This is a genomic window from Microcoleus sp. PH2017_05_CCC_O_A (assembly GCF_020738785.1).
In the GTDB taxonomy this organism is placed as follows: Bacteria; Cyanobacteriota; Cyanobacteriia; order Cyanobacteriales; family Microcoleaceae; genus Microcoleus.
In genome coordinates this window covers 1-21,472 of the sequence record NZ_JAEQCB010000104.1, presented here as the reverse complement: position 1 = coordinate 21,472, position 21,472 = coordinate 1, and the positions used below count along the sequence as shown (strand labels likewise).

Annotated in this window: 16 protein-coding genes and 1 tRNA gene; 9 read left to right on the top strand and 8 right to left on the bottom strand. The window is 45.2% G+C overall.

Annotated features, from left to right (window positions below; translation table 11 throughout):
* The coding region (locus tag JGK20_RS22715) for a WD40 repeat domain-containing protein (RefSeq protein WP_293232236.1) at positions 1 to 2,665 on the top strand (2,665 nt) is incomplete at its 5' end.
* A gap of 133 nt (positions 2,666 to 2,798) precedes the next feature.
* Here JGK20_RS22715 and JGK20_RS22710 read toward each other — a convergent pair.
* Complete coding sequence (locus tag JGK20_RS22710) at positions 2,799 to 3,401, bottom strand: Uma2 family endonuclease (RefSeq protein WP_293213795.1); 603 nt, start codon at positions 3,399 to 3,401, stop codon at positions 2,799 to 2,801.
* A 166-nt stretch (positions 3,402 to 3,567) separates the two neighbouring features.
* Between JGK20_RS22710 and JGK20_RS22705 the strand changes: the two genes are divergently transcribed.
* Positions 3,568 to 4,116, top strand: coding sequence for a Uma2 family endonuclease (locus JGK20_RS22705; protein WP_293213773.1), 549 nt, complete (start codon positions 3,568 to 3,570; stop codon positions 4,114 to 4,116).
* Between the two features lie 370 nt (positions 4,117 to 4,486).
* On the opposite strand, the gene JGK20_RS22700 is transcribed toward JGK20_RS22705, so the two are convergent.
* Positions 4,487 to 4,774 (bottom strand): hypothetical protein, encoded by a 288-nt coding sequence (locus JGK20_RS22700; protein WP_293232234.1) that lies wholly within the window; start codon positions 4,772 to 4,774, stop codon positions 4,487 to 4,489.
* 50 nt (positions 4,775 to 4,824) lie between these two features.
* Between JGK20_RS22700 and rfbC the strand changes: the two genes are divergently transcribed.
* The 4 genes from rfbC (at position 4,825) to JGK20_RS22680 (ending at position 9,329) form a co-directional block, all read left to right on the top strand.
* On the top strand, positions 4,825 to 5,370 hold the full coding sequence (gene rfbC / locus JGK20_RS22695; RefSeq protein WP_293213779.1) for a dTDP-4-dehydrorhamnose 3,5-epimerase: 546 nt from the start codon (positions 4,825 to 4,827) through the stop codon (positions 5,368 to 5,370).
* A 3-nt stretch (positions 5,371 to 5,373) separates the two neighbouring features.
* On the top strand, positions 5,374 to 6,255 hold the full coding sequence (gene rfbD / locus JGK20_RS22690) for a dTDP-4-dehydrorhamnose reductase (protein WP_293185961.1): 882 nt from the start codon (positions 5,374 to 5,376) through the stop codon (positions 6,253 to 6,255).
* 158 nt (positions 6,256 to 6,413) lie between these two features.
* On the top strand, positions 6,414 to 8,222 hold the full coding sequence (locus JGK20_RS22685; protein WP_293185963.1) for a hypothetical protein: 1,809 nt from the start codon (positions 6,414 to 6,416) through the stop codon (positions 8,220 to 8,222).
* 132 nt (positions 8,223 to 8,354) lie between these two features.
* On the top strand, positions 8,355 to 9,329 hold the full coding sequence (locus tag JGK20_RS22680) for a glycosyltransferase family 2 protein (protein WP_293208265.1): 975 nt from the start codon (positions 8,355 to 8,357) through the stop codon (positions 9,327 to 9,329).
* 280 nt (positions 9,330 to 9,609) lie between these two features.
* On the opposite strand, the gene JGK20_RS22675 is transcribed toward JGK20_RS22680, so the two are convergent.
* The 6 genes from JGK20_RS22675 to JGK20_RS22650 form a co-directional block, all read right to left on the bottom strand.
* Positions 9,610 to 11,388: a DUF6798 domain-containing protein gene (locus JGK20_RS22675; protein ID WP_293232232.1), complete on the bottom strand. Its 1,779-nt coding sequence runs from the start codon at positions 11,386 to 11,388 to the stop codon at positions 9,610 to 9,612.
* Positions 11,389 to 11,828: 440 nt separating this feature from the next.
* A complete protein-coding gene (locus JGK20_RS22670; protein WP_293232230.1) occupies positions 11,829 to 12,176 on the bottom strand; it encodes a DUF5615 family PIN-like protein in 348 nt (115 codons plus the stop codon).
* On the bottom strand, positions 12,173 to 12,490 hold the full coding sequence (locus tag JGK20_RS22665) for a DUF433 domain-containing protein (protein ID WP_293232228.1): 318 nt from the start codon (positions 12,488 to 12,490) through the stop codon (positions 12,173 to 12,175). The genes JGK20_RS22670 and JGK20_RS22665 overlap by 4 nt, the downstream gene beginning before the upstream one ends.
* A gap of 130 nt (positions 12,491 to 12,620) precedes the next feature.
* Positions 12,621 to 13,637 (bottom strand): PRC-barrel domain-containing protein, encoded by a 1,017-nt coding sequence (locus JGK20_RS22660; RefSeq protein ID WP_293185969.1) that lies wholly within the window; start codon positions 13,635 to 13,637, stop codon positions 12,621 to 12,623.
* 68 nt (positions 13,638 to 13,705) lie between these two features.
* A complete protein-coding gene (gene smc, locus JGK20_RS22655; RefSeq protein ID WP_293232226.1) occupies positions 13,706 to 17,524 on the bottom strand; it encodes a chromosome segregation protein SMC in 3,819 nt (1,272 codons plus the stop codon).
* Positions 17,511 to 17,855 (bottom strand): hypothetical protein, encoded by a 345-nt coding sequence (locus JGK20_RS22650; RefSeq protein WP_293185971.1) that lies wholly within the window; start codon positions 17,853 to 17,855, stop codon positions 17,511 to 17,513. The genes smc and JGK20_RS22650 overlap by 14 nt, the downstream gene beginning before the upstream one ends.
* 507 nt (positions 17,856 to 18,362) lie before the next feature.
* Here JGK20_RS22650 and murA point away from each other — a divergent pair.
* The 3 genes from murA to JGK20_RS22635 all read left to right on the top strand — a co-directional run bounded on the left by murA (position 18,363) and on the right by JGK20_RS22635 (position 20,883).
* Entirely contained in the window at positions 18,363 to 19,778 is a 1,416-nt protein-coding gene (gene murA / locus JGK20_RS22645; RefSeq protein ID WP_293185975.1) for a UDP-N-acetylglucosamine 1-carboxyvinyltransferase, read from the top strand.
* A 172-nt stretch (positions 19,779 to 19,950) separates the two neighbouring features.
* Entirely contained in the window at positions 19,951 to 20,823 is an 873-nt protein-coding gene (locus JGK20_RS22640) for a M48 family metallopeptidase (protein WP_293213789.1), read from the top strand.
* Positions 20,802 to 20,883 (top strand) — tRNA-Leu (locus JGK20_RS22635). Before JGK20_RS22640 ends, JGK20_RS22635 begins: the two co-directional genes overlap by 22 nt.
* Positions 20,884 to 21,472 lie beyond the last annotated feature (589 nt).

Sequence of the window (21,472 nt, the reverse complement as noted above, 5' to 3'; positions counted from 1 at the left end):
CCGGAAGATGGAACGGGATATCAAGGCAGAAAGGACGTTTACATCGCTGGCAGATAAACTATTTTTCCTGTGCGAACTGTCCTGGGAAATGCTATCAACTGACCAGATGAGTTTGAATTATCGGCTGTTTCCAGACAGGATTCGCCGCTTGTTTGGGGCTGCGGTGCAAGCAGAAAAGGACTTAGACCACTGGCATTACGACATGATGGGTCAAACCATGTTAATTCGCAATGCTGAGGGGGATTATTCTCCGGCACATAGGTCGCTTTTGGAGTTTTTTGTAGCGTATAAGTTGGCGGCGGAGTTGGGAGTTTTGCCTGCTGATTTTACGGGGTTATCGCAGGCACAATTGTATTTGGATAATTCTTTTGAGTCGGTGAATTATACTTGGTCGGGGTATTTTAACCGTCAGGTGGATAATACAGGTGATATTGTGCCGATTCCGGCTTTGAAGGGTTTTGTGAGTGAAAGTTCAGGGCAACTTCGCAACAGTTTTGGGCGGGAACCTTTGACGAAAGCGGTGATGGATTTGCTGGTGCCCATGCTTTCAAAAACCGAGTTTCTGGGTGAGGTTAAGTCTCGACTGTTGGAAGTTTTGGAGGCGACGAAAGGTAAAACTGAGGAGGAAGTTGGTTATATCGGTGGGAATGCGGCGACGGTATTGGTGAAGGTTGATAATGCTGCTTTGGAAGGGAGAGATTTATCGGGGGCTGTAATTAAAGGTGCGGATTTTTCTAATGCTAGTTTGCGGCGTGTCAATTTTGCTGGGGCGAATTTGAGTGATTGTGATTTTATTAAAGTTTTTGGCATAGTCTTTGCAGTAGCATTTAGTCCTGATGGCAAACTGTTAGCTATAGGTGGTACAGATGGCGTAGTTCGTTGTTGGGATGTTGCTAGTAGAAAAGAACTTTTGACCTGTAAAGGTCACAGCAGTTTGGTTCGTTCAGTCGCATTTAGTCCAAATGGTGAAATCCTAGCTAGCGGAAGTAATGACCGAACTGTAAAGTTGTGGGATTACCGCACAGGTGAATGCCTCCAAACTTGTCAAGGTCACAGCGATTTAGTCATCTCAGTTGCATTTAGTCCAGACGGTCAAATCTTGGCTAGCGGAAGTAATGACAAAACTATCAAGTTGTGGGATTGCCATAGCGGTCAAAGCCTCCAGACTTGGCAATATCACAACGATTGGGTACTTTCAGTTGCATTTAGTCCAGATGGTCAAACTCTAGCTAGCGGAAGTAGTGACAAAACTATCAAGTTGTGGGATTGCTACACAGGTGAATGTTTTCAAACTTGGCAAGGTCACAACGATTGGGTAAATTCGGTTGCATTTAGTCCAGATGGTCAAACTCTGGCTAGCGGAAGTAGTGATAGAACTGTCAAGTTATGGGATTGCTACACAGGTGAATGTTTTCAAACTTGGCAAGGTCACAACGATTGGGTAAATTCGGTTGCATTTAGTCCAGATGGTCAAACTTTGGCTAGCGGAAGTGATGATCGAACTATAAAATTATGGGATTGCCACAGCGGTGAATGCCTACAGACTTGGCAAAGTCACAGCGATTTTGTGCGTTCAGTTGCATTTAGTCCAGACGGTCAAATCCTAGCTGGTGGTAGCGGTGACAGAACTGTCAAGTTGTGGGATTGCTACACAGGTGAATGTTTTCAAACTTGGCAAGGTCACAGCGATTGGGTACGTTCAGTCGCATTTAGTCCAGACGGTAAAATCTTGGCCAGTGGCAGTAATGACAAAACTATAAAGTTATGGGATTGTCACAGCGGTGAATGTCTCCAAACTTGGCAAGGTCATAGTCATTGGATAAACTCAGTTGCATTTAGTCCAGACGGTAAAATCTTGGCTAGTGGCAGTAGTGACAAAACTATAAAGTTGTGGGATTGCCACAGCGGTAAATGCCTCCAAACTTGGCAAGGTCACAACAATAGGGTACGTTCAGTCGCATTTAGTCCAGACGGTAAAATCTTGGCTAGTGGCAGTAGTGACAAAACTATAAAGTTGTGGGATTGTCACAGCGGTGAATGTCTCCAAACTTGGCAAGGTCACAACAATAGGGTACGTTCAGTCGCATTTAGTCCAGACGGTAAAATCTTGGCTAGTGGCAGTGGTGATCGAACTATAAAGTTATGGGATTGCCAAAGCGGTGAATGCCTCCAAACTTGCCAAGGTCATAGCAATTTGGTAATCTCAGTTGCATTTAGTCCAGATGGTCAAATCTTGGCTAGTGGCAGTGGTGATCGAACTATAAAGTTATGGGATTGCCACAGCGGTGAATGCCTCCAAACTTGCCAAGGTCACAGCAATTTGGTTCGTTCAGTTGCATTTAGTCCAGACGGTAAAATCTTGGCTAGTGGCAGTGGCGATCGAACTGTAAAATTGTGGGATTGCCACAGTGGTAAATGCCTCCAAACTTTTCAAGGTCACAGCGATATTGTAAGTTCAGTCGCATTTAATCCCGACGGTAAAATTCTGATTAGCAGTAGTGGTGATGGCACAATTAAGTTTTGGGATGTCAAGACTGGTGAGTGCCTCAAAACGCTGATAGCTGAAAGACCTTATGAGAGTATGAATATCACGGGCGTTACGGGTTTGACGGATGCTGAAAAAGCGACGATCGCATCTTTAGGGGCTGTGTGCGATCTGGTTTAATATTGCGGGCGATCCGAACTTAATAAACCGGGTTTTTCGGAAATTTAAGGCTGCGGCGGGGATTTTGCCAAAAACCCGGTTTCTGCCTGATTTCATAAATTTGTTGTGGCAGAATTTGGCGGGCGATCGCTCTTTATCCCCAAACTTCTGTCAAATCCAAAACAAACCCTGGCAACACATCTTCACCCGACAAAGTAGCAGGATTTTCTAGCACTTCCACTTCCCGATTTTGCCGATAAATCTCCACTTTTCGGTTTTTCCGATCTATCAGCCAACCCAAACGAGCACCATTGTTCATATATTCTCTCATCTTGACTCGCAGCGGTTCCATGTTGTCACTTTTAGAACGAAGTTCTACCACAAAATCGGGACACAATGGAATAAAGCTTTCTTTTTGTTCTGATGTGAGTGCGTCCCACCTTTCTTGACGCACCCAAGACGCATCAGGAGAGCGAATAGCCCTATTTGGTAGGTCAAAACCAGTAGAAGAACTAAATGCTACACCGAGTTTAGTCTGGCAGTTCCACAACCAGATTTGTCCGCCGATTTCCGAGTTTATTATTCCTGCCTCGCCTCCGGTGGGCGGGTTTACGATTAATTCTCCTGTTGCGGTGTATTCTAATTGTACATCCCGATTTGCGATCGCCAATTCGATGAACTGTTCGCGGGTAACGGTGAGTGTGAGTGTTGGCGGAAGATTGATTGCAAGGGCGGCGGATGATTTAGTTTGTGTCATCATTTTTGTCCTTAAACTGATCCTTTTATGGCAGATTCATCTTAATAGCCCACAGTCTGAAATGCTTGATAATTCGTCATTTTTATGATAACACTTGGATGTGACAGGCATAAAGGGCGATCGTATCTGATATCATAGAAAAAAGTTCCACACGGAGAACCGAAAAATGGTAACTTCTACAGTTGTCGCCCCGGCATATAAAACCTACTCTCTAGAAGCATGGATGGAAAGTCCACCGGATCTCCAAGAGTGGGTTGATGGCGAATTATTGGAGAAAAATGGCATGACTCTCAAGCATAGCGAAGTACAGGGAAATCTTTACTTTTGTTGGAGAAACTACAAAGACTCCAGCGGACAGGGAGGAAAAGTTTATACCGACGTTCCCTGCCGTACCAATAAGCAGGGACGCTATCCTGATGTTGCCTACCTTCCCCCGGAATTAGCAGCACAATTTGGCAGTCTCAAAGTGCTGCCGCAAAGTTTTCCTTTATGTGCTGAAATTGTTTCCCCAACAGATTTAGCGGAAGATGTAATTGCGAAAGCTACGGAATATTTGGAATCGGGAAGTGAGGAAGTTTGGCTGGTATATCCAGAAAACCAATGGGTTATTGTAGTCACAAAACAAACCCGAATTATCTTTATTGCTGGGGAAGTTGTTAGCACTCAAATTGTTTTGCCTGGTTTTAGCATTCCCGTCGATGAATTATTAAAATAAGCTATTTTATTCAGTCGGCGGAGGCCGACTTTGTTTGTATAGTAGCGGTTTCAACCGCCGACTCTTATCTTCGACGCCTTAACAAACATTTGCCCGCCCAAAAAACGCCATAAAAAAGGCAATTTCAGGTAAACCTTTAACAACAACGGCGAAGCCGGCCGCCCTTTCGTCGAAAACGGTAAAAATCTCGGTATCATCACATCAACTTTAAACCCGACAGTTTGTAAAAGCTCTTGCAGCGATAAATGCGTAATCGGTAATTGATGATCGATAAAATCGTAGTATTCCTTGTAAGAGTATTTGAAGTTTGGCTGAATTACCAAAAGAGAACCGCTAGGCTTCAGCGCATCAAAGCAAAATGAGATGATTTCTACAAGTTCCTCTCTAAATTAAGCACATCAATATTCAGCACCTTGACATCAGCATCAGCAAATAACTTGGAATCGGGATTCAGGTCAATTAAACATTTTTCGCCCGCTCGAATTTGATTGATAAACTCGCAGTAACCGCCGCCAATATCTAAAACAGCCGATTCTGGAGGAACATAATCTTGTAAAAATTCGTCAATTAAAACTTTCCAAAGTGCCACCTTGGCTTGCATCTGTCGGGAATCAAATCGGTTTGCATACAATTTTTTGAGATATGTGTCAGTTTTCATAGTAAGATAGCATAGACTGAGTATAAGTTTATCACGCGATACAGCCAACTATGAATGTTATATCTACAGAAATACCGGATGTTCTGATAATTGAGCCTAAAATTTTCGGAGACGATCGCGGTTTCTTTTTTGAGAGTTTCAATCACCAAGCTTTTGTCGAAAAAACAGGTGTGACAGCAGAATTTGTGCAAGACAATCATTCCAAGTCTTCTAAAAATGTGCTGCGCGGTTTGCACTACCAAATGCAGCAGCCTCAAGGTAAATTGCTGCGGGTTGTTGCGGGCGAAATATATGATGTGGCGGTGGATATTAGAAAAAGTTCGCCGACTTTCGGACAGTGGGTGGGCTGTTTGATTAGTGCTGAAAATAAGCGGCAATTTTGGGTGCCGGCGGGTTTTGCTCACGGTTTTTTAGTAGTATCAGACATTGCTGAAGTTTTGTACAAAACTACAGACTACTATGCACCGGGACACGAGCGGTGTATTGTATGGAATGATCCTGATTTGGCGATCGCCTGGCCGCTAGATGGTGCCGAACCAATTTTATCACCTAAAGACAAAGCCGGACAAACATTGAAAAGAGCTCAAGTGTTTTAGATAATGAAAATTTTACTCGCAGGCGGTAGCGGACAGCTAGCTCAAGAATTACAGCCCATACTATTATCTGTGGGAGAGGTCATTTCAGTCGATCGCACTTCCGTCGATTTATCCCAACCCGAAACCATCCGCCAAGCAATGGCTGACATTCAACCGGATGTAGTCGTGAATGCCGCTGCTTACACTGCGGTAGACAAAGCCGAAACCGAAGCAGACTTAGCCGAAGCAGTCAATGGTATCGCACCCGGAATCTTTGCAGAAGAATGCGAGAAACTGGGAGCAAGTTTAATCCACTTTTCCACTGATTACGTATTTGATGGTAGCAGCGGTTCTCCTTATCTCGAAACAGATTCTACAAACCCATTGGGAATTTACGGGAAGTCCAAATTAGCAGGCGAGGAAGCAATTAGAAAAGCGGGAAACCGACATATTATTATTAGAACCGCCTGGGTTTACGGTAACGGCGGCAAAGGCAACTTTGTCAAAACCATGCTGAGATTGGGCAAAGATAGGGAAGAACTTCGGGTAGTAGCAGATCAGATTGGAAGTCCAACTTCGACGGCAGATTTGGGGGCTGCAACTGCCCAAATCATCCCTCTGCTTGGGCTAGAAAGTTTTGGGACTTACCAGTATACTAACAGCGGTGTGTGTAGTTGGTATGATTTTGCGATCGCCATTTTTGAAGAAGCAGAGAAACTCGGCTTTCCCCTCAAAATCAAGCGCGTAATTCCCATCACCACCGCCGAATATCCCACACCCGCAAAACGTCCCGCTTTTTCTGTACTTTCCACAGTGAAAATATCAGCACTTCTGGGAACCTATCCTCCCCACTGGCGGCAAGGGCTCAGAGAAATGCTGGTTAAACAGTTGACAGTTGACAGTTGACAGTTGACAGATGTGCGAGTGACAGATGCCCGAAGTTTTTAAGACGGGATTTAAACCCCGCCTTAAAAACAATTTGCCTTCTAGGTAGGGGCTAACAACCATTAAATAAGTGAAATAAATAATTGAGTAAATCTTTAAAAATATCTATCTCCGAATTCATGAAAATCAAGAACCAATATGTTTTAATTATCACCTCAGTTATCGGCATTCTCATACCAGCGTCATATATTTTGTACTTGATATCCCAAGCGGGAGACTTGTCTAATTTTGATTATTGGTGGATGACTTGGAATTTTTATTCAGTAGACGGTTTCTCTACAAATCCTTTTAATTGGATATTTCGGGCGAATGAGCATTTTGTCTTGATTCCGGCGATTATCTATGGCTTGAATATTATTATCACCCAAGGTTCAAATATTGGTTTATGTTTGATTGCTTGGTTTTTGGCTTGGATTCAGTGCTATGTCTTGATTGCTTTACTACCTTTAAGATTAAGGAATTTTCCACTACAATTTATCTCAGTCATCCTGTGTATTTCTATTTTTAATTTTACTCCGGCGGCGGCACACAACTGGATGCGGGGATTCAGTGGCGTCCACTGGATTATTGCTAATTTATTTGTAATTTGTTCGATATTTTGTTTGCAATCCTATGTTAATTTATTATTAAATAGCAGAGAAGCACAACCTTTAGGTATTCATTCTCCGGCAAAGATTGGGAATGAGGGATGGCAACAAAACAAGTGGGTAATTGGTAGTATTGTTTTTGGGATTTTAGGTTGTATTAGTTACAGCACTCCTTTAGGTTTGTGGCCGATATTGTGTGGGGCTGCGATTGTGCTTCGGTTTCCTCGGCGGATAACTTATTTGTATTTTGCTGCTTCGATTGCGGTGATTGGTATTTATTTCTTAACTTACAAAACTCCGTCCAATCATCCTTCTTTAACTAAAATCAATCCGCTGAAAACTCTCGAATATATTCCGATTTATCTCGGGGGTATTTTTACCGAAAACATTATTGTTGCGTCAATTATTGGTATAATTGGTTTGATTGCTGTAACGGGTTTTGTGGGTTATTGGCTATTGGTAAAAAAGTCTGTGCAGCTTGGCTATCCTGTAGGAAATCGCCAAAATTGGCTGCCTTGGCTGTCCATCCAATTGTACACCCTGCAAACGGCTTTAATGGCCGCAGTTAGTCGATCGGGATTTGGAGTCGAACAGGCTACCGCTTCCCGCTACGCCACACTCCCAGCCTTGTTTTGGATGAGTACAATTATCCTCATAGTGCTTGCGGTACGCGAGTTACAGCCCACACCGAGAATCCAAGGACGATGGCTGACACCGCTGTTTGCAGTCGTGATAGCAGCCGTCATTTTAATGTACGGGGTGGGAGGCGAAACTGCAATGGCGATCGCCCGCAGAGCAACCTATCAACCGCTAGTAGCACTATCATTGCAATTAGGCATCACCGACATCACCCTAATTAAAGAGAGAGTAGGAAACAAACCCGCCGCATTTGTCGGGTTAATCGATGCCTTAAAAACTAACAACTTAGTACCATTCAATCGAGACATCAAAAAATACAACTTTTGTGCAGCATTAGACACAAAAATCGACCGGAATTTACTCTCAGCCCCCAAAGACGGAGTACCCGGATATTTTGATACAATCACCAAACTCGCACCAGCCGCCGCCAGAGTAATTGGTTGGGTAGGAGATCCCGAAAATCATGTAAAATGTATTGTCATTCTCAACCAAGAAAATGTAGTTCGAGGTTTCGCTATGTCAGGATTTCCCCGCCCCGACTTAGTTAACTTATTTGGGGTAGCCTACGAATCCGCAGCTTGGAGAGGATACATTCAAACATCGCCAACCGATAAATTATTGACAGCCTATGCTTCATTCAAAAACCGCGAAGGTTGGGTAGCTTTGCGAAACTCCCAAGCGATAGACATCTTGCAAAAATAATTGGGACGATGCTCAAAGCCCATCCCACAATAAAACAAAAAATTGTGGGATGGGCTTCTAGCCCGTCCCCCAAAAATGATTAAAAGGACTTTTGCAATCTTCTCTAATCAATAACACTTACAAAAATCAGCTATGCAAAAAGATCTCAGCTTTGTAATTCCCGTTCACAATGAAGAAGCAACACTGAAATTACTGTTTGAAAAAATTACCATCGTCATGTCCCAAACAGGAATCGCAAGTTACGAAGTTATTTTCATAGACGATGGTAGCCGCGATGCTTCTTGGCGAGAAATTGCCGATTTAGCTGGTCAATTTCCCCAACGAATTAAAGCGATAAGAATGCGGCGCAATTTTGGCAAATCCTCCGCACTTTCAGCGGGATTTCGCAATGCAGCCGGGAAAATTATCTTTACTCTCGATGCAGATTTACAGGACGATCCCGCCGAAATTCCCAAATTTTTAGATCATTTAGAATTGGGATTTGATTTAGTTTCCGGTTGGCGAAGAAAGCGCAACGACCCGCTTTCTAAAACTTTACCTTCCCGCTTGTTTAATACAGTTGCGTGTTTGCTGACTGGGGTGCAAATGCACGACATGAATTGCGGTTTCAAGGCTTATCGCCGGGAGGTTTTGCATTCGATTAAATTGTACGGGGAATTGCACCGCTATATTCCAGCATTAGCAAATAATTTAGGTTTTAAAATTGGCGAAGTAGTTGTCGAACACCATCCGCGCAAACATGGCAAATCCAATTATGGCTGGGAACGCTACGCGCGGGGATTTATTGATTTGTTGACGGTGTTGGCGACGACGCAATATTTGCACAAACCGGGTCATTTGTTTGGCGGATTGGGGTTGTGTTTTGGCTTGGTGGGAACTTTTTCGCTGAGTTATTTGATTGTGATTTGGTTTCTGAATTTAGCCGGGATGCACTTTGGGCCGATCGGGAATCGACCTTTGCTATTTTTTGGGATTTTGTGTACAATTCTGTCGGTGCAGTTGATTTCTTTGGGGATTTTGGCTGAGTTGATTGCGCGGAATGTGGCTGCTGATTATGTGGATAAGCAGATTTGCGAAATTATTGATGATTCGGGTTTTGATATTTAACTGTTGATAAGATTCGGCGGTTGAAACCGCTTCTATACAAACTTTCGCCCGCGCAAAGCCTCATATCAAATCCAGTAGCATTCTCCTCCTGTATTCATCTCTCTGCGCTCTCTGCGCTCTCTGCGGTTAAATCATTCCGATACAACGGGAAACGATATGACTAAATGAACTGGTAACGAGTAAAATTATCTCTCTTTTTCTTCAGTCTGCGAAGGCGGACTTTGTTTGTATAGCCGCGAATTCTATTCCCCGGGAAATTGCGGTTGAACCACATTTGATATTATCGGATTTTAAAGATTATCCATTTGCCTTGTTTATCTACTATTTCTCCTTCAATGTTTGGATGCCAATCGCTGCGAGTCAGGATATAATCGGCATGATATTTTTGGGCTACTTTGACTAAATCCGCACTGCTGCGACGGCTGAATAAGTCGTTCCCTCCCCAAATCATTTGCGGGTTTAAGGGAACTCCCAAAACAGCTTCCATGCGATTTTGCCACTCTTTGATTCCTGTTTCTGTCAAGGGAAAATTCTTGAAATTAACTACTATCGCTCTCTGAGAGTAAAACTGGAAGCTGGTAACTGAAGGTGGAATTAATATGAGTGCATCTTGATTGCTAATTTGCGAAAAGTGTAAAGCTAATCTGTTTAAGTCGTCGCTGGGAACTACATTAATATTAACTCTTTTTTGAAAGGTTTCTAACATTGGCTTTGGTAAAATTCCTGCTACTCCAAAAACTAAGATGGCGGTAGTTGCCAAAGCTAAAATATGGGTTACTATTTGTGTGAGTGGTGTAGATATAGATGTTTGTTCTAAAATGAAAGGCAAGGCAAGAATTGAAAAGAGGATAGGTATGCTAATTAGGCGATTGCCGATTATTTCCCACGAATCAGTCACCGGATATATCAAACTAACAATTAACGTTACTGCTGTAAAAATCCACAGCAATATATTGTATCTCTTGGGAAATACGTAATTTCTGGTTTGCCAAACTGATAATCCGAGGAAAATTACACCTCGAAAAGGCAAAGTCAGTACAGATAGCAGCAACAAGCTAACAGCTATTTTTTTATTTGTGTAAAGCTTCTCGATGGTTAAACTAACAGCAATAAATATAATTAACTGAGCAAATGGAACGGTTCTCGCCAATTGCAGTTTGGCGATTAAAGCCAGCGGGTAAACTTCTACAAATACGTAGTTTAGGAACAGCGCGAAAATTGACGTGCTAACAATTATGTAAAAATTAATCTTGTCTTCTTTTTGGAGTAAGTCGGTATTTTTGATGCACAGCAAGCCGCCACTGATGAAACATATAAAGTTGAACCAATTCCCAATAGTCCAATTTGACGGGAGGATGTGGTGAGGATTGCGGACTTTGGCGTGGATGAATACAAACTCGGCATTGTCGATGGTTTGAGTGCCGGTAGTACCTGTCAATAACATGGGTACGTACACTATACTTGACATTGCTGCTAAAAGTGCGATCGCCCAAATCAACGTTTTGAACTGCCGCTCTCTTACTGATTCCATCGCTAAAACCGGAACCATCATCAATCCCGGCAGCAAACCGACTAAAAATTGCAGCAAACAAGCCAGTCCAAAAAAGAAATATCCAGTCAGCCATTTCTGACGCAAACTAAAGTAAATTCCCCAGATTGCGACACCCATTGCGAAGGTACTCGGTACTGATTTTGTGGAAAATATCAGCGTGTTTCCCACATCTGTAAATGAAGCGGCTAAACACAAGAAACTCATTGCTGCTACTGGCAGTTGTGAATTAGTATATATTCTGATAATTGCCCGACAAGCTAGGATAACTGAACCAAAGGCTAGGAATTGATAAATAAAATGTACTAAGGGGATGCTTAACCCTAAGCTTGCTAACAAATAAATGATATGATAATAATAGTATCTCGGATTCAATTTCACCATTTCCTGAACGTGATAGTCATTTTTGTAGAGTTCAGGATTGAGCAGGGATTGGATTTGTGGTAATTCGGGAAAGTTGCCTCCAATCGGGAACTTATACCCTACTGCTATGAATGAACCGATGATCATAAGAGTATAGAGAGATAGATTAAAATACCTGTTTGATTTTTCAGTTTTCTGCATTGACGGTTCAATTTTTTTGAGCTGATATTAAAGTGAAGGGGATTTTTTATGAACCACAGAGGCGCAGAGGACTCAGAGGAGGAAAAAGAGCAAAAGCAGGAGCGAATTTATATCTATAATTTTTGTAGGATGGCTTAACGAGTATCTGTAATATAAACCAATACTGTTCAGTTAAACAAGCAATTGCTCCGCGCGCACATCGGTTAATCGAGAAGCGTCATAGTCTCTGCGATTGCTTCGCTCGCTCGCAATGACATCCTTTGCTAACTTAACCAGTATCTGTAATATAAGCTAGAGATTTAATAAATCTGCTCCGGTCGGAATATTGCAAATGAAATCACTGGATATGATATCACGGACTGGGGCGATCGCTATTTCGGGTTTTGCTACAAAGGCAGGTACTGAACGCAGTTAGCTAAATCTTCAGGTTCGTTAACCTTAGCAATAATTTCCAAGTCACGAATCGAATCGCCAACAGTTACACTTTGTTGGTGAGCGTAGATGACGCCAGCAAAATTTATTCCTTCTTGCTGGCGGCGGTTTGCTATCGCTAAAAAATCCTCATCTTGGGTAAAAACAACGCGCTGAAGCTCGGCTGCGCGATCGAGTATAATAGGGTCTGGCGTATTTTGATGGTTATCTTCTTGAACTCTCAGAACATCTACATCCCGTCGCCGCAATCCCTCTGTAACAGGTAGAGGCACATTCTCATCCATGTACAGATTTATACTCATTTGATTAGTCCCTGGGCTCGGAGTTTTTTAGCCAAAGCAGATTCGCCAGCTTCTAGGCGCAATTTTTCGGCATACTCGAACCTGCGCTGCATATCTGCATCCAGCTCTTCTTTGTGATCCCAGTAGTAGGATAAGGCAGAGTAAATTTTGCTCAAAGTCAGGTGAGGATAGGATTGGAATAATTCTTCAGGAGTCCAGCCGTAAGCTTTTACCGAAGTTATTAATTCAACGACTTTCATTGTGGTTCCGGCGATGAGAGGAACGTTCTTCTCATCTAATTCCACATATTTGTATTCGGTTGCAGTTAGTGTCACGGTTTTTACCTTGTCGATCGCACTTCTATACTTCTATTATATCTATTAGATCGATCGCCCCAATCACAACAAAACCCGCTTTTGCGGGTTTTCTAACAGTATCTTACAGAGGGACTTCCGTGGATTAATCCTAATAACCAGGCTCTTCCTCGTACTCAGGAGTCTTAGTCTTCTCAGGGATATTCACCCGAGGAGCCTGGTAAGGCTTCGATGCTTCATCGTCAGCCCAAGCATCCGCCTCCACATCATCCTCGTACTCGTACTCCACCACGACAGGCTCCTTCGGGCGAGAAACCTGAGGGCTGTACTGCTTCTCTTCGTACTCGTCTTCCTCGTAATCGTCCTCGCCGCCCCAATTATCCTCTTCATACTCATCATAATCGTCTATCTGCTGAGGCTGCGGCATCGCGCGCATCTGCTGCTGTCGTACCGGTGGGCGATTCCACTGGGAATCCTCATCCCAAGGAACCTCTTCTACCACGGGTGCTGCTACTCGGCTTCGCATTTCCGGTGCAGGAATCCGCACGCCCGGGCCCAATTGATGGTCTGTAGCCACAGGTTTGGGATAATAGCCTTGTTCCTCCTCGTCGCGTTCCCAAGGTGCTTGTCCCAAACCGACGCGCTCTAGCAAACCCACGCTAAGCTGCCTCAGCCTTTCCTCGGAACCTTCAAATACAATCAAGCGGTTGGGGCCGCTGCTGACAATTTCTTCAATCCCCAACTCGTAGGTACTGAGAACTTGGTCGGGGATTTGGGGGATTCCGAGGGAAGCGATGACGATAGAAACTAATTTACCGTCTTCCGGGTCGAATCTAAAGCCCCGCACCCTTCCCAAAAGTTCGCCGGTTTCGGTAATCACTTCGCTGTTAATCAAAATGCTGTAGACTTCAACATCGACATCATCTTCGATCGCACTTTCATCTTCCACCAACAGCACGTCGCCAATTTCGCTGACATTACTGAGGAACATAAACTTTGGTAGTCCAGCGATCGCAAATATATTATCACGCAGACCGATCGCCACAACTTCCCGGCGATCGATGTCTACCCACAATTGACTAACTACACCCAGGCGTTTACCTCTGTCGCGGGTGATGACTTGAGTGCCGAGAATATCGGAGCGTTGGCAGATTTGTTCTGATGTCATTCTAAGTTTAATCCTGATTTATTGAGTACATATATTACTGAACACGTTCATCACCAGACGCTCCGGGACTACAACTTCAGTCCTATGACTTGAGTATAAGCTCCCCGTGCTTGAGTAACACCAATTGTACGCTCAGCCGATTGAATCATAGGTCGCCGCAAACTCACAACAATAAACTGGGCTTGTTCAGACTGTCGTTTTATCATTCTAGCCAATCGCTCCACATTTGCCCCATCCAGAAACATATCCACTTCATCAAAAGCGTAGAACGTAGACGGGCGGTAGCGTTGCAGCGCAAAGATAAAACTCAGCGCCGTCAGCGACTTTTCGCCTCCCGACATGGAAGCCAGCCGCTGAACGGGTTTCCCCTTCGGGTGAGCGACCAAATTCAAACCGCTGCTGAAAGGGTCTTCCTGGTCATCTAGCTGAAGATACCCGTCACCTTCGGAAAGTTCCGCAAAGATAGTCTGGAAGTTCTCGTTAACCGCATCGAAAGCTTCTTTAAAAGCGCGCCGCCTGAGCGTGGTAAAATTTTCGATTCTCAACAAAAGTTCAGTGCGTTCTCCTGCCAATGTCGTCAATTTTTGACTCAATTCTTGCAGGCGTTCTTGAGTGCGGTTGTACTCTTCCAATGCTAGCATATTCACCGGTTCTAAAGCTTGAATGCGTTTGGCGATCGCCTTTACTTCTTGCTGCAATTCCGTCAAATTGGCTTTCTCTACATTTTCAGGAATCGACGGCACCGGATCGGGCATTTCCGCTCGCTGCGTTTCCATGAGAGTGCGGACGGCGGCTAATTGTTCCCGGCGTTCTTGCTGAGTTTCGTGCAGTTTTTGCAACTGCCATTGTAACTGTTGTTTTGCCAAATGTTGCTCTCGCAGTTGCGATTCTGCGCGATCGCGTTCTCCCTTCTCCAAACCCAATTTCTCCTCAATTTGGGCCAAAGCCGCCTTAGCTGCTGCAATCTGTGCGTCTAGTTCTAACTGCTGCGAAACAATCCGGTTTACAGCATCAGTTCCCGCATTTTGCTGCACTTGCCATTCCTGCAATTTCTCGCTGCCTTCCTTAATTTTCTCTTCCAAGCGCCCGAATTGATTTTGCAAGTCTCCTTGGCGCTGCTGGGCGTTTCTCAGAGCCAATTCGCGCTCTTGCAGTTGCGCTTCTTGAGCGCGCAAACCCGACTGCATTTGCTGCCATTCGCTGTGACTGTTCGACTCTTCCAACTGCGCCAAAGTTTGGCGGTACTGCTGCAATTGAGTTTCCTGTGCGGGCAATTCCCTCGCAAGCAACTGCAATCGCGATCGCGAATCAGTCAATTCCTGAGTATTTTTAGCAATTTGCGATCGCACTTGTTCTTGTTGCGCTTGCAAATTCTTTATTTCCGACTCCAACTGTTCCAAGCGCAACTGATGTTCGCGCAAATTCTGCTTCGCCTCCATCAATTCTTGACTGCGAGTTTTGACAGCAACAGCAGCGCGATCGATCGCAATTTTGCACCGTTCCAAAATCCGCTCAATTTCCTCAATACGTTCTTGCAAAGCAGCAATTGTCCGCGCTTCATCCCCAGCATCACTAGCATCAACCGTACCAAAATGCAAGGTAGATCTATTAGTAGAACTTCCCCCAGTCATCGCGCCGCTAGTTTCCAGAATTTCCCCATCCAAAGTGACAATCCGGTACTGTCCCAAATAGCGGCGGGCATCGGTAAGATTGCTAAACACCACCGTACTGCCAAAAACGTAAGCAAAAATCTCCTGATAGCGCGCATCGCACTCAATCAAATTCACAGCCGCATCCAGAAATCCAGCCGCCCGCCGCAAATTTTCATTCACCGAAAACCTGCCGCCTCTAATCTTATTTAAAGGCAAAAACGTCATCCTTCCCGCCCGTTTTTGCTTCAACAATTCGATCGCAGCAGCACCCACACTGTCATTTTCCACCACCATATTACCCATACGGCCGCCCGCCGCAATTTCCAGCGCCAACTGAAAGCGCGGTTCCACCCTGCCCAGTTGAGCCACCAAGCCACAAACTCCGCCAATTCCGCTTTGTGCGATAATTTTTGCAGTAAACGTGCCGCTCGCTTCTTGCTGGGCTTGAAACTGCACTTCTAGCTTATCTAACTTGCGCTGTCTTTCCCGCTGTTCTTCCAACAAACGAGTTTGAGTTTCCTGTTGCAATTGCAATTCTTGTTCGGCTGCGACTACAATCTGATTCAGCGATTCTACTTGCAAAGCAGCAACTTTTTGGGTTTCCCCAAGGCTTGATTGCTGATTTTTTTTTGCTGTAATTTCCTGTTCCAATACTTGCAGCGATTGGTTTTGTTCTTGAATTTGACTTTGCAGGCGATCGGCTCTTTCACCAATAGTAGCTTGTTCGGTGCGCTGCGGCTCCAAAGTTTGCTGAATTGTCTCGATTTGGCGGTGCAGTTCCGTTTGTTGCTGTACCCAAACTTCGGCCGTCGAGGCGATCGCATTTGCAACTTCCCGACTCTGATCTAAACTTTGTTGGGCGGCGTCGCGCTGTTCCTGAAAAGTACCTATTTGAGACATCACATAGGATATTTCAATCTCAATTTGCTCCAAACTTTGCCGAAACTGCCGCACTTCTTCCTCAGTTTGTGCTATATTAGCCGCCATTTGTCCAGCAGTTGTTTCCAAATCCTGTTTGCGGTTTTGGAGTTGCCGCCGTTCCGCTTCCTGAGTGGCAATACTTGCTTGCAAAGCCAACAATTCCGACTCACCCAAAGCTTTAACGCGAGCATTCAGCGCGTCAAGTTCAGCGGTTGCAGCTTGAATTTGGGTGGTAATGGCTTGCAATTGTTCGGTGAGAGATGTAGAATTGCGATCGCCCGTTTCGATTTGTTCGCGCAGTTTCCACTCTTGCTTTTGCAACTGACGGAACTTGAGAACAATTTCCCACTGCGACTTCTCTTGAAATTCCGCCCGCAACTTTTGATATTTTTCCGCTTTTGCGCGATCGTTCGCCAGTCTATCGCGCTGAGAAATCAGTTCTTTTTCCACAATCCCGCTGCGTTCTTCAACTTCCTTAACTTCATCCAACTTCTGCCGTGCGAGAGAGATTTTGCGATCGAATTGAGCCACACCTGCCAATTCATCAATAATTTCGCGGCGTTCCTTAGAATTCATCGAAATAATGCTAGTAACGTCTCCTTGCAAAACAACGTTATAACCTTCGGGATAAATTCGCAAACGGTTAAGTTGTTCGTGCAGTTGAGTCAGCGTGCAAGGTGCGCCATTAATGTAATAATTTGACGTATAAGTTCCTTGACGAGTGACTCGGAGTTTGCGCGTCACACTCCACTCATCCGATTTTGGATTTTGGATTTTGGATTTTCGATTGTTAGCGAGTAGTTGTCCGTTGTTTTCTTGACTGGTGGCGATTTCTATTTCTTCGACTTCTTCAACAGATAACTCATCCGATTTTGGATTTTGGATTTTGGATTTTGGATTGGATGATTGTCCGTTGTTGTCTTCAGTTTCTGGAATTTCGACTGCTTCTACGTCTTCTGCTTCAACAGACTCAACAGACAAATCATCCGCTGCCTTTTCTACCTCATCCTCATCCTCATCTTCATCCTGAGCGAACCATTCATCACCCACATCTTCCAGCGCAAAAGTAGCAGTCACGCTAGCCTCAATCGTACCGCGCTTATTTTGGGCGCTGTTCACCAAATCCGGCAAACGTTCAGCCCGCATTCCCTTAGAAGTCGAAAGTCCCAGACAAAACAGCAAAGCATCGAGGATATTGGACTTCCCTGAACCGTTGGGCCCGGAAACCACAGTAAAACCAGGCAGCACGGGAATGGACGTTGTGCCGCCAAAAGATTTAAAGTTAGTTAGTTCGATCCGCTTAATGTGAACCATTTGCTAGCACTAACTTTGGCTCTAGGGTGTTGTCACAGGTTAGCACAGGCATTGGGGCGATCGACAACGTGCGAACTTCTCGGCATTGTCGATCGAGTTGACATCCTACACCTTTGTCGATCGTCCCATCGGCCCGTACTACAAAATAGCTTATTGAGAATAGCACCACATCTGCATCTCGATCGACAACCACAAACAAAAGTAAATCTTGATACAGATAACTCCATAGGACTTGATCGATATTATTCGTGCGATCGTAACCTGAAACCCTCACCCAGCCACAATGGGAGCAAGTATAATACCAGGAATTCTTAACATCCCCCCTGGACATATAAAAACTTTCCGGTAAAATCGAACCAAAATTAACTCAATTGGCGTAAGTCCCACGCTGTAATTGTACTCAATTCAGCATTGGGATATAAGCTAAGCAAGGTCTATGAAAAAAAAGCGACAATTTCCTCAAAAGTCTAAGATATAAGTGGTTGCGACCCACCCACTCGACTGCAAACAACAGGCTACAGTAGCAGTAAAATGCTTGGCCCCGGACAACTGCGAGAGAAAAGGGGAAAGAGCAGACCGCTGGTTGGTAAGGTACGTCCCACCATAAAATATAATCCAAGTTTGTTGTACGAAAATAGTTTTTTGCCTTGGGAAACAGGGCTTCTGCGTGGATTCCCTAGGTCGGGATAAAGGCCGTAAAAAGCCAGAGATGCTGTGTCAGACTTGGATCGTCTTCAGTGACGAATACCCAGAAATGGGTATACCCAACAGAGCAACGGCAAACGATACACGAAGCCCGAACTATAACGGTATTTCGTTTAGTTTGGGTATTTCACTAATGTATAAAGTAACGAAGCGCATTATGGAGGGCAAACCCATTACACCAGCTCAAAACTCATCTAACCTGTCCGCTTCACCAGAAAGCGACCAACAAGTATTACAAATTTGGGGTCGCCAGCCCCTGAAAGGACACGTCAAAATCAGCGGCGCCAAAAACTCGGCCTTAGTAGTCATGGCAGGAGCTATACTATGCCCTGACGATTGCCACATCCGCAACGTTCCCGCATTGGTCGATGTCGCCCGCATGGGGCAAATTCTCTCGGCTGTAGGAGTCAAAGTACAGCAGAATGGCGATACTTTAGACATCAACGCCAGCAACCTCCTGGATGCTCAAGCCCCCTACGAATTAGTCAGCCAACTGCGGGCGAGCTTCTTCATCATCGGGCCCCTGCTAGCGCGTTTGGGATTTGCCAAAGTGCCATTACCAGGTGGTTGTGCCATCGGCGCCAGGCCCGTAGAACTCCACGTTCGGGGCTTGCAAGCTCTCGGCGCCGAAGTCCACATCGATCACGGTACTGTTAACGCTTACGTCAAAGGGCCGAACCGCCGCTTGAAAGGAGCCAAAATTTATTTGGACTACCCCAGCGTCGGCGCCACTGAAACTTTGATGATGGCGGCGACTTTAGCGGAAGGAGAAACCGTAATTGAAAACGCGGCTCAAGAACCGGAAGTCGTCGATTTGGCGAATTTCTGCCGTGCGATGGGAGCAAAAATTCAAGGCGCGGGCACAAATACGATCGTCATTTCGGGAGTTGAGAAACTCCACGCGGTAGACTATGCAATTATTCCCGATCGCATTGAAGCCGGAACATTTTTATTAGCAGGAGCCATCACTCACTCAGAAATCAGTTTGTCGTCGGTAATTCCCGACCACCTGACGGCAGTTATTGCCAAATTGCAGACAATGGGGGCGAAAATTATCGTAGAATCCGACATTGTGCGGATAGTTCCCGGCAAAATTCACACCGCCACAGACATCGAAACTCTGCCTTACCCGGGTTTCTCCACAGATATGCAAGCTCCGTTTATGGCTTTGCTGACGCTGAGCGAAGGAGACAGCTTGATCAAAGAAACCGTATTTGAGAACCGCTTGCGCCACGTAGCAGAACTCAACCGCATGGGCGCCGACATTCGCGTTAAAGGCAATGTCGCCGTAGTGCGCGGAGTCCCAATGCTGTCGGGTGCGCCCGTAGTCGCAACAGATTTGCGGGCTTCGGCGGCTTTGGTAATCGCGGGACTTGCAGCCGATGGTGTCACCACCATCAGCAGCTTGCAGCATTTAGATCGGGGCTACGAGCAGTTAGAGATGAAACTCCAAAAATTGGGAGCCAAGTTGCGACGAGTCAAAGAGGGTACAGACCCCGCGACGGCTGAGGCTCCTGTCAATCTCGTGCGATCGAGTTTAAACTGTTAGTTAGTAGTTAGTGGTTATTTGTTATTGGTTGTCGGTTATTTGCGGTGCCCGCTCGCTTAGTCGAAGGGTCGAAGAGTTATTATTTATTAGTTATGAGAACTAATAAATAATAAATAACAAATAACAAATAACAAATAACCACTGCCAACTGCCCAATGACCAACTGACTAAAATGTTAAACATCCCCCTCATCGGTTTAAAAGCAGACCAGTTTCGGCACCCGCTGGACTTGGAAGCCACCAACGCGCTCAAACAACTGCCCGGCCTGGATTTGATGGTGCGGCAGTTGCTGGGACAACTTGGCGAACAGTTTTTCATGCTCGAAAATCTGGCTTCCAGCGTCCAAGTCGGCGAAAATCAATTACCGCACCTGCATCAATTGCTAGTGGATGCTTGCAAAACTCTGGATTTGGAAGTACCGCAGCTTTATGTCCGCCAGCATCCGATGCCCAATGCTTACACCTTTGCGATGCGGGGAAAACAGCCTTTTGTGGTGATGCACACTTCGCTGATTGATTTGCTCACCGACGAGGAAGTGAAAGCCGTAATCGCTCACGAGTTGGGACATTTGAAGTGCGAACACGGAGTTTATCTGACTCTGGCTAATTTAATTGTATTGGCCGCCGGTCAAATTTCGCCTTTGGGAACCGTATTCGCCCAGGGTTTGCAGACGCAAATGTTGGAATGGTTGCGCTGTGCAGAATTTACGTGCGATCGCGCCGCCTTACTCGCCACCCAAGACCCCAGAGTGGTAGCATCGGTGCTGATGAAACTGGCCGGAGGTTCGCCGACGTTAGCACCGAAACTGAATCTCGATGCGTTTTTGGCGCAAGCGCGGGCCTACGACGACCTCAGTAGCACGGAACTCGGGGAAATGCTCAAGCAAGCTCAAACGGCTCAGTTGTCCCATCCTGTACCAGTATTGCGCGCCAAAGAGATCGATCGCTGGGCAAGTTCAAAAAATTATGAATCTTTGCTTGCAGAAAGTCGATCGGCGTGTTATGATGGTGAAACCACCAAAAAGGGCGGGTGGCGAAATTGGTAGACGCATCAGACTCAAAATCTGACACCGAAAGGTATGAGAGTTCGATTCTCTCTCCGCCCATTGCTCAGACAGCTTATGGCTACGCCATTTAGGAATCTCACTCAATCTCTGGTTGATGATTTCCGCTCATTTTTCGCTCATCTCGTCTTTCAGTTTAACGAAAAAAAAGAGGCATAACCGCCCCTAATGTTAAGATTTATGACCCGCCCTTAACCGGACGGGTTTTGTTTTGCCTGCCCCCTATTCCGGCGCTGGCTAGCCAAGCTGGGAATAGAGGGAGAACAGGTACAAAAAACCGCCCGGTTAAGGGCGAATAAGGTTAGGGAGGGGGGTTAGATGTCAAGGTGTAATCAAGGACAGTAAATCATCTATCTGTAGCCCATAAATTTCACTTACAAGTGCTAACGTCTCGGGCGTAATTCCGATTCTTACTAAAGCTTTGAGCGCACCTTCTAGAGGCAATTGGCGATTCGTCATGCTGTCTATTGTCGCGATACGAGTATTAGTTGCCTGATGCTTTGCATACACGGATTCATTCATTGCGATTGAGTGACCAAGAAAATGGGATACAAGCCCCGTCCTTTTAGGACGGCTTTTCTTGATTTCTAATATACTCTTTCAATACTTCTAAGGGTGCGGCACCAACGGA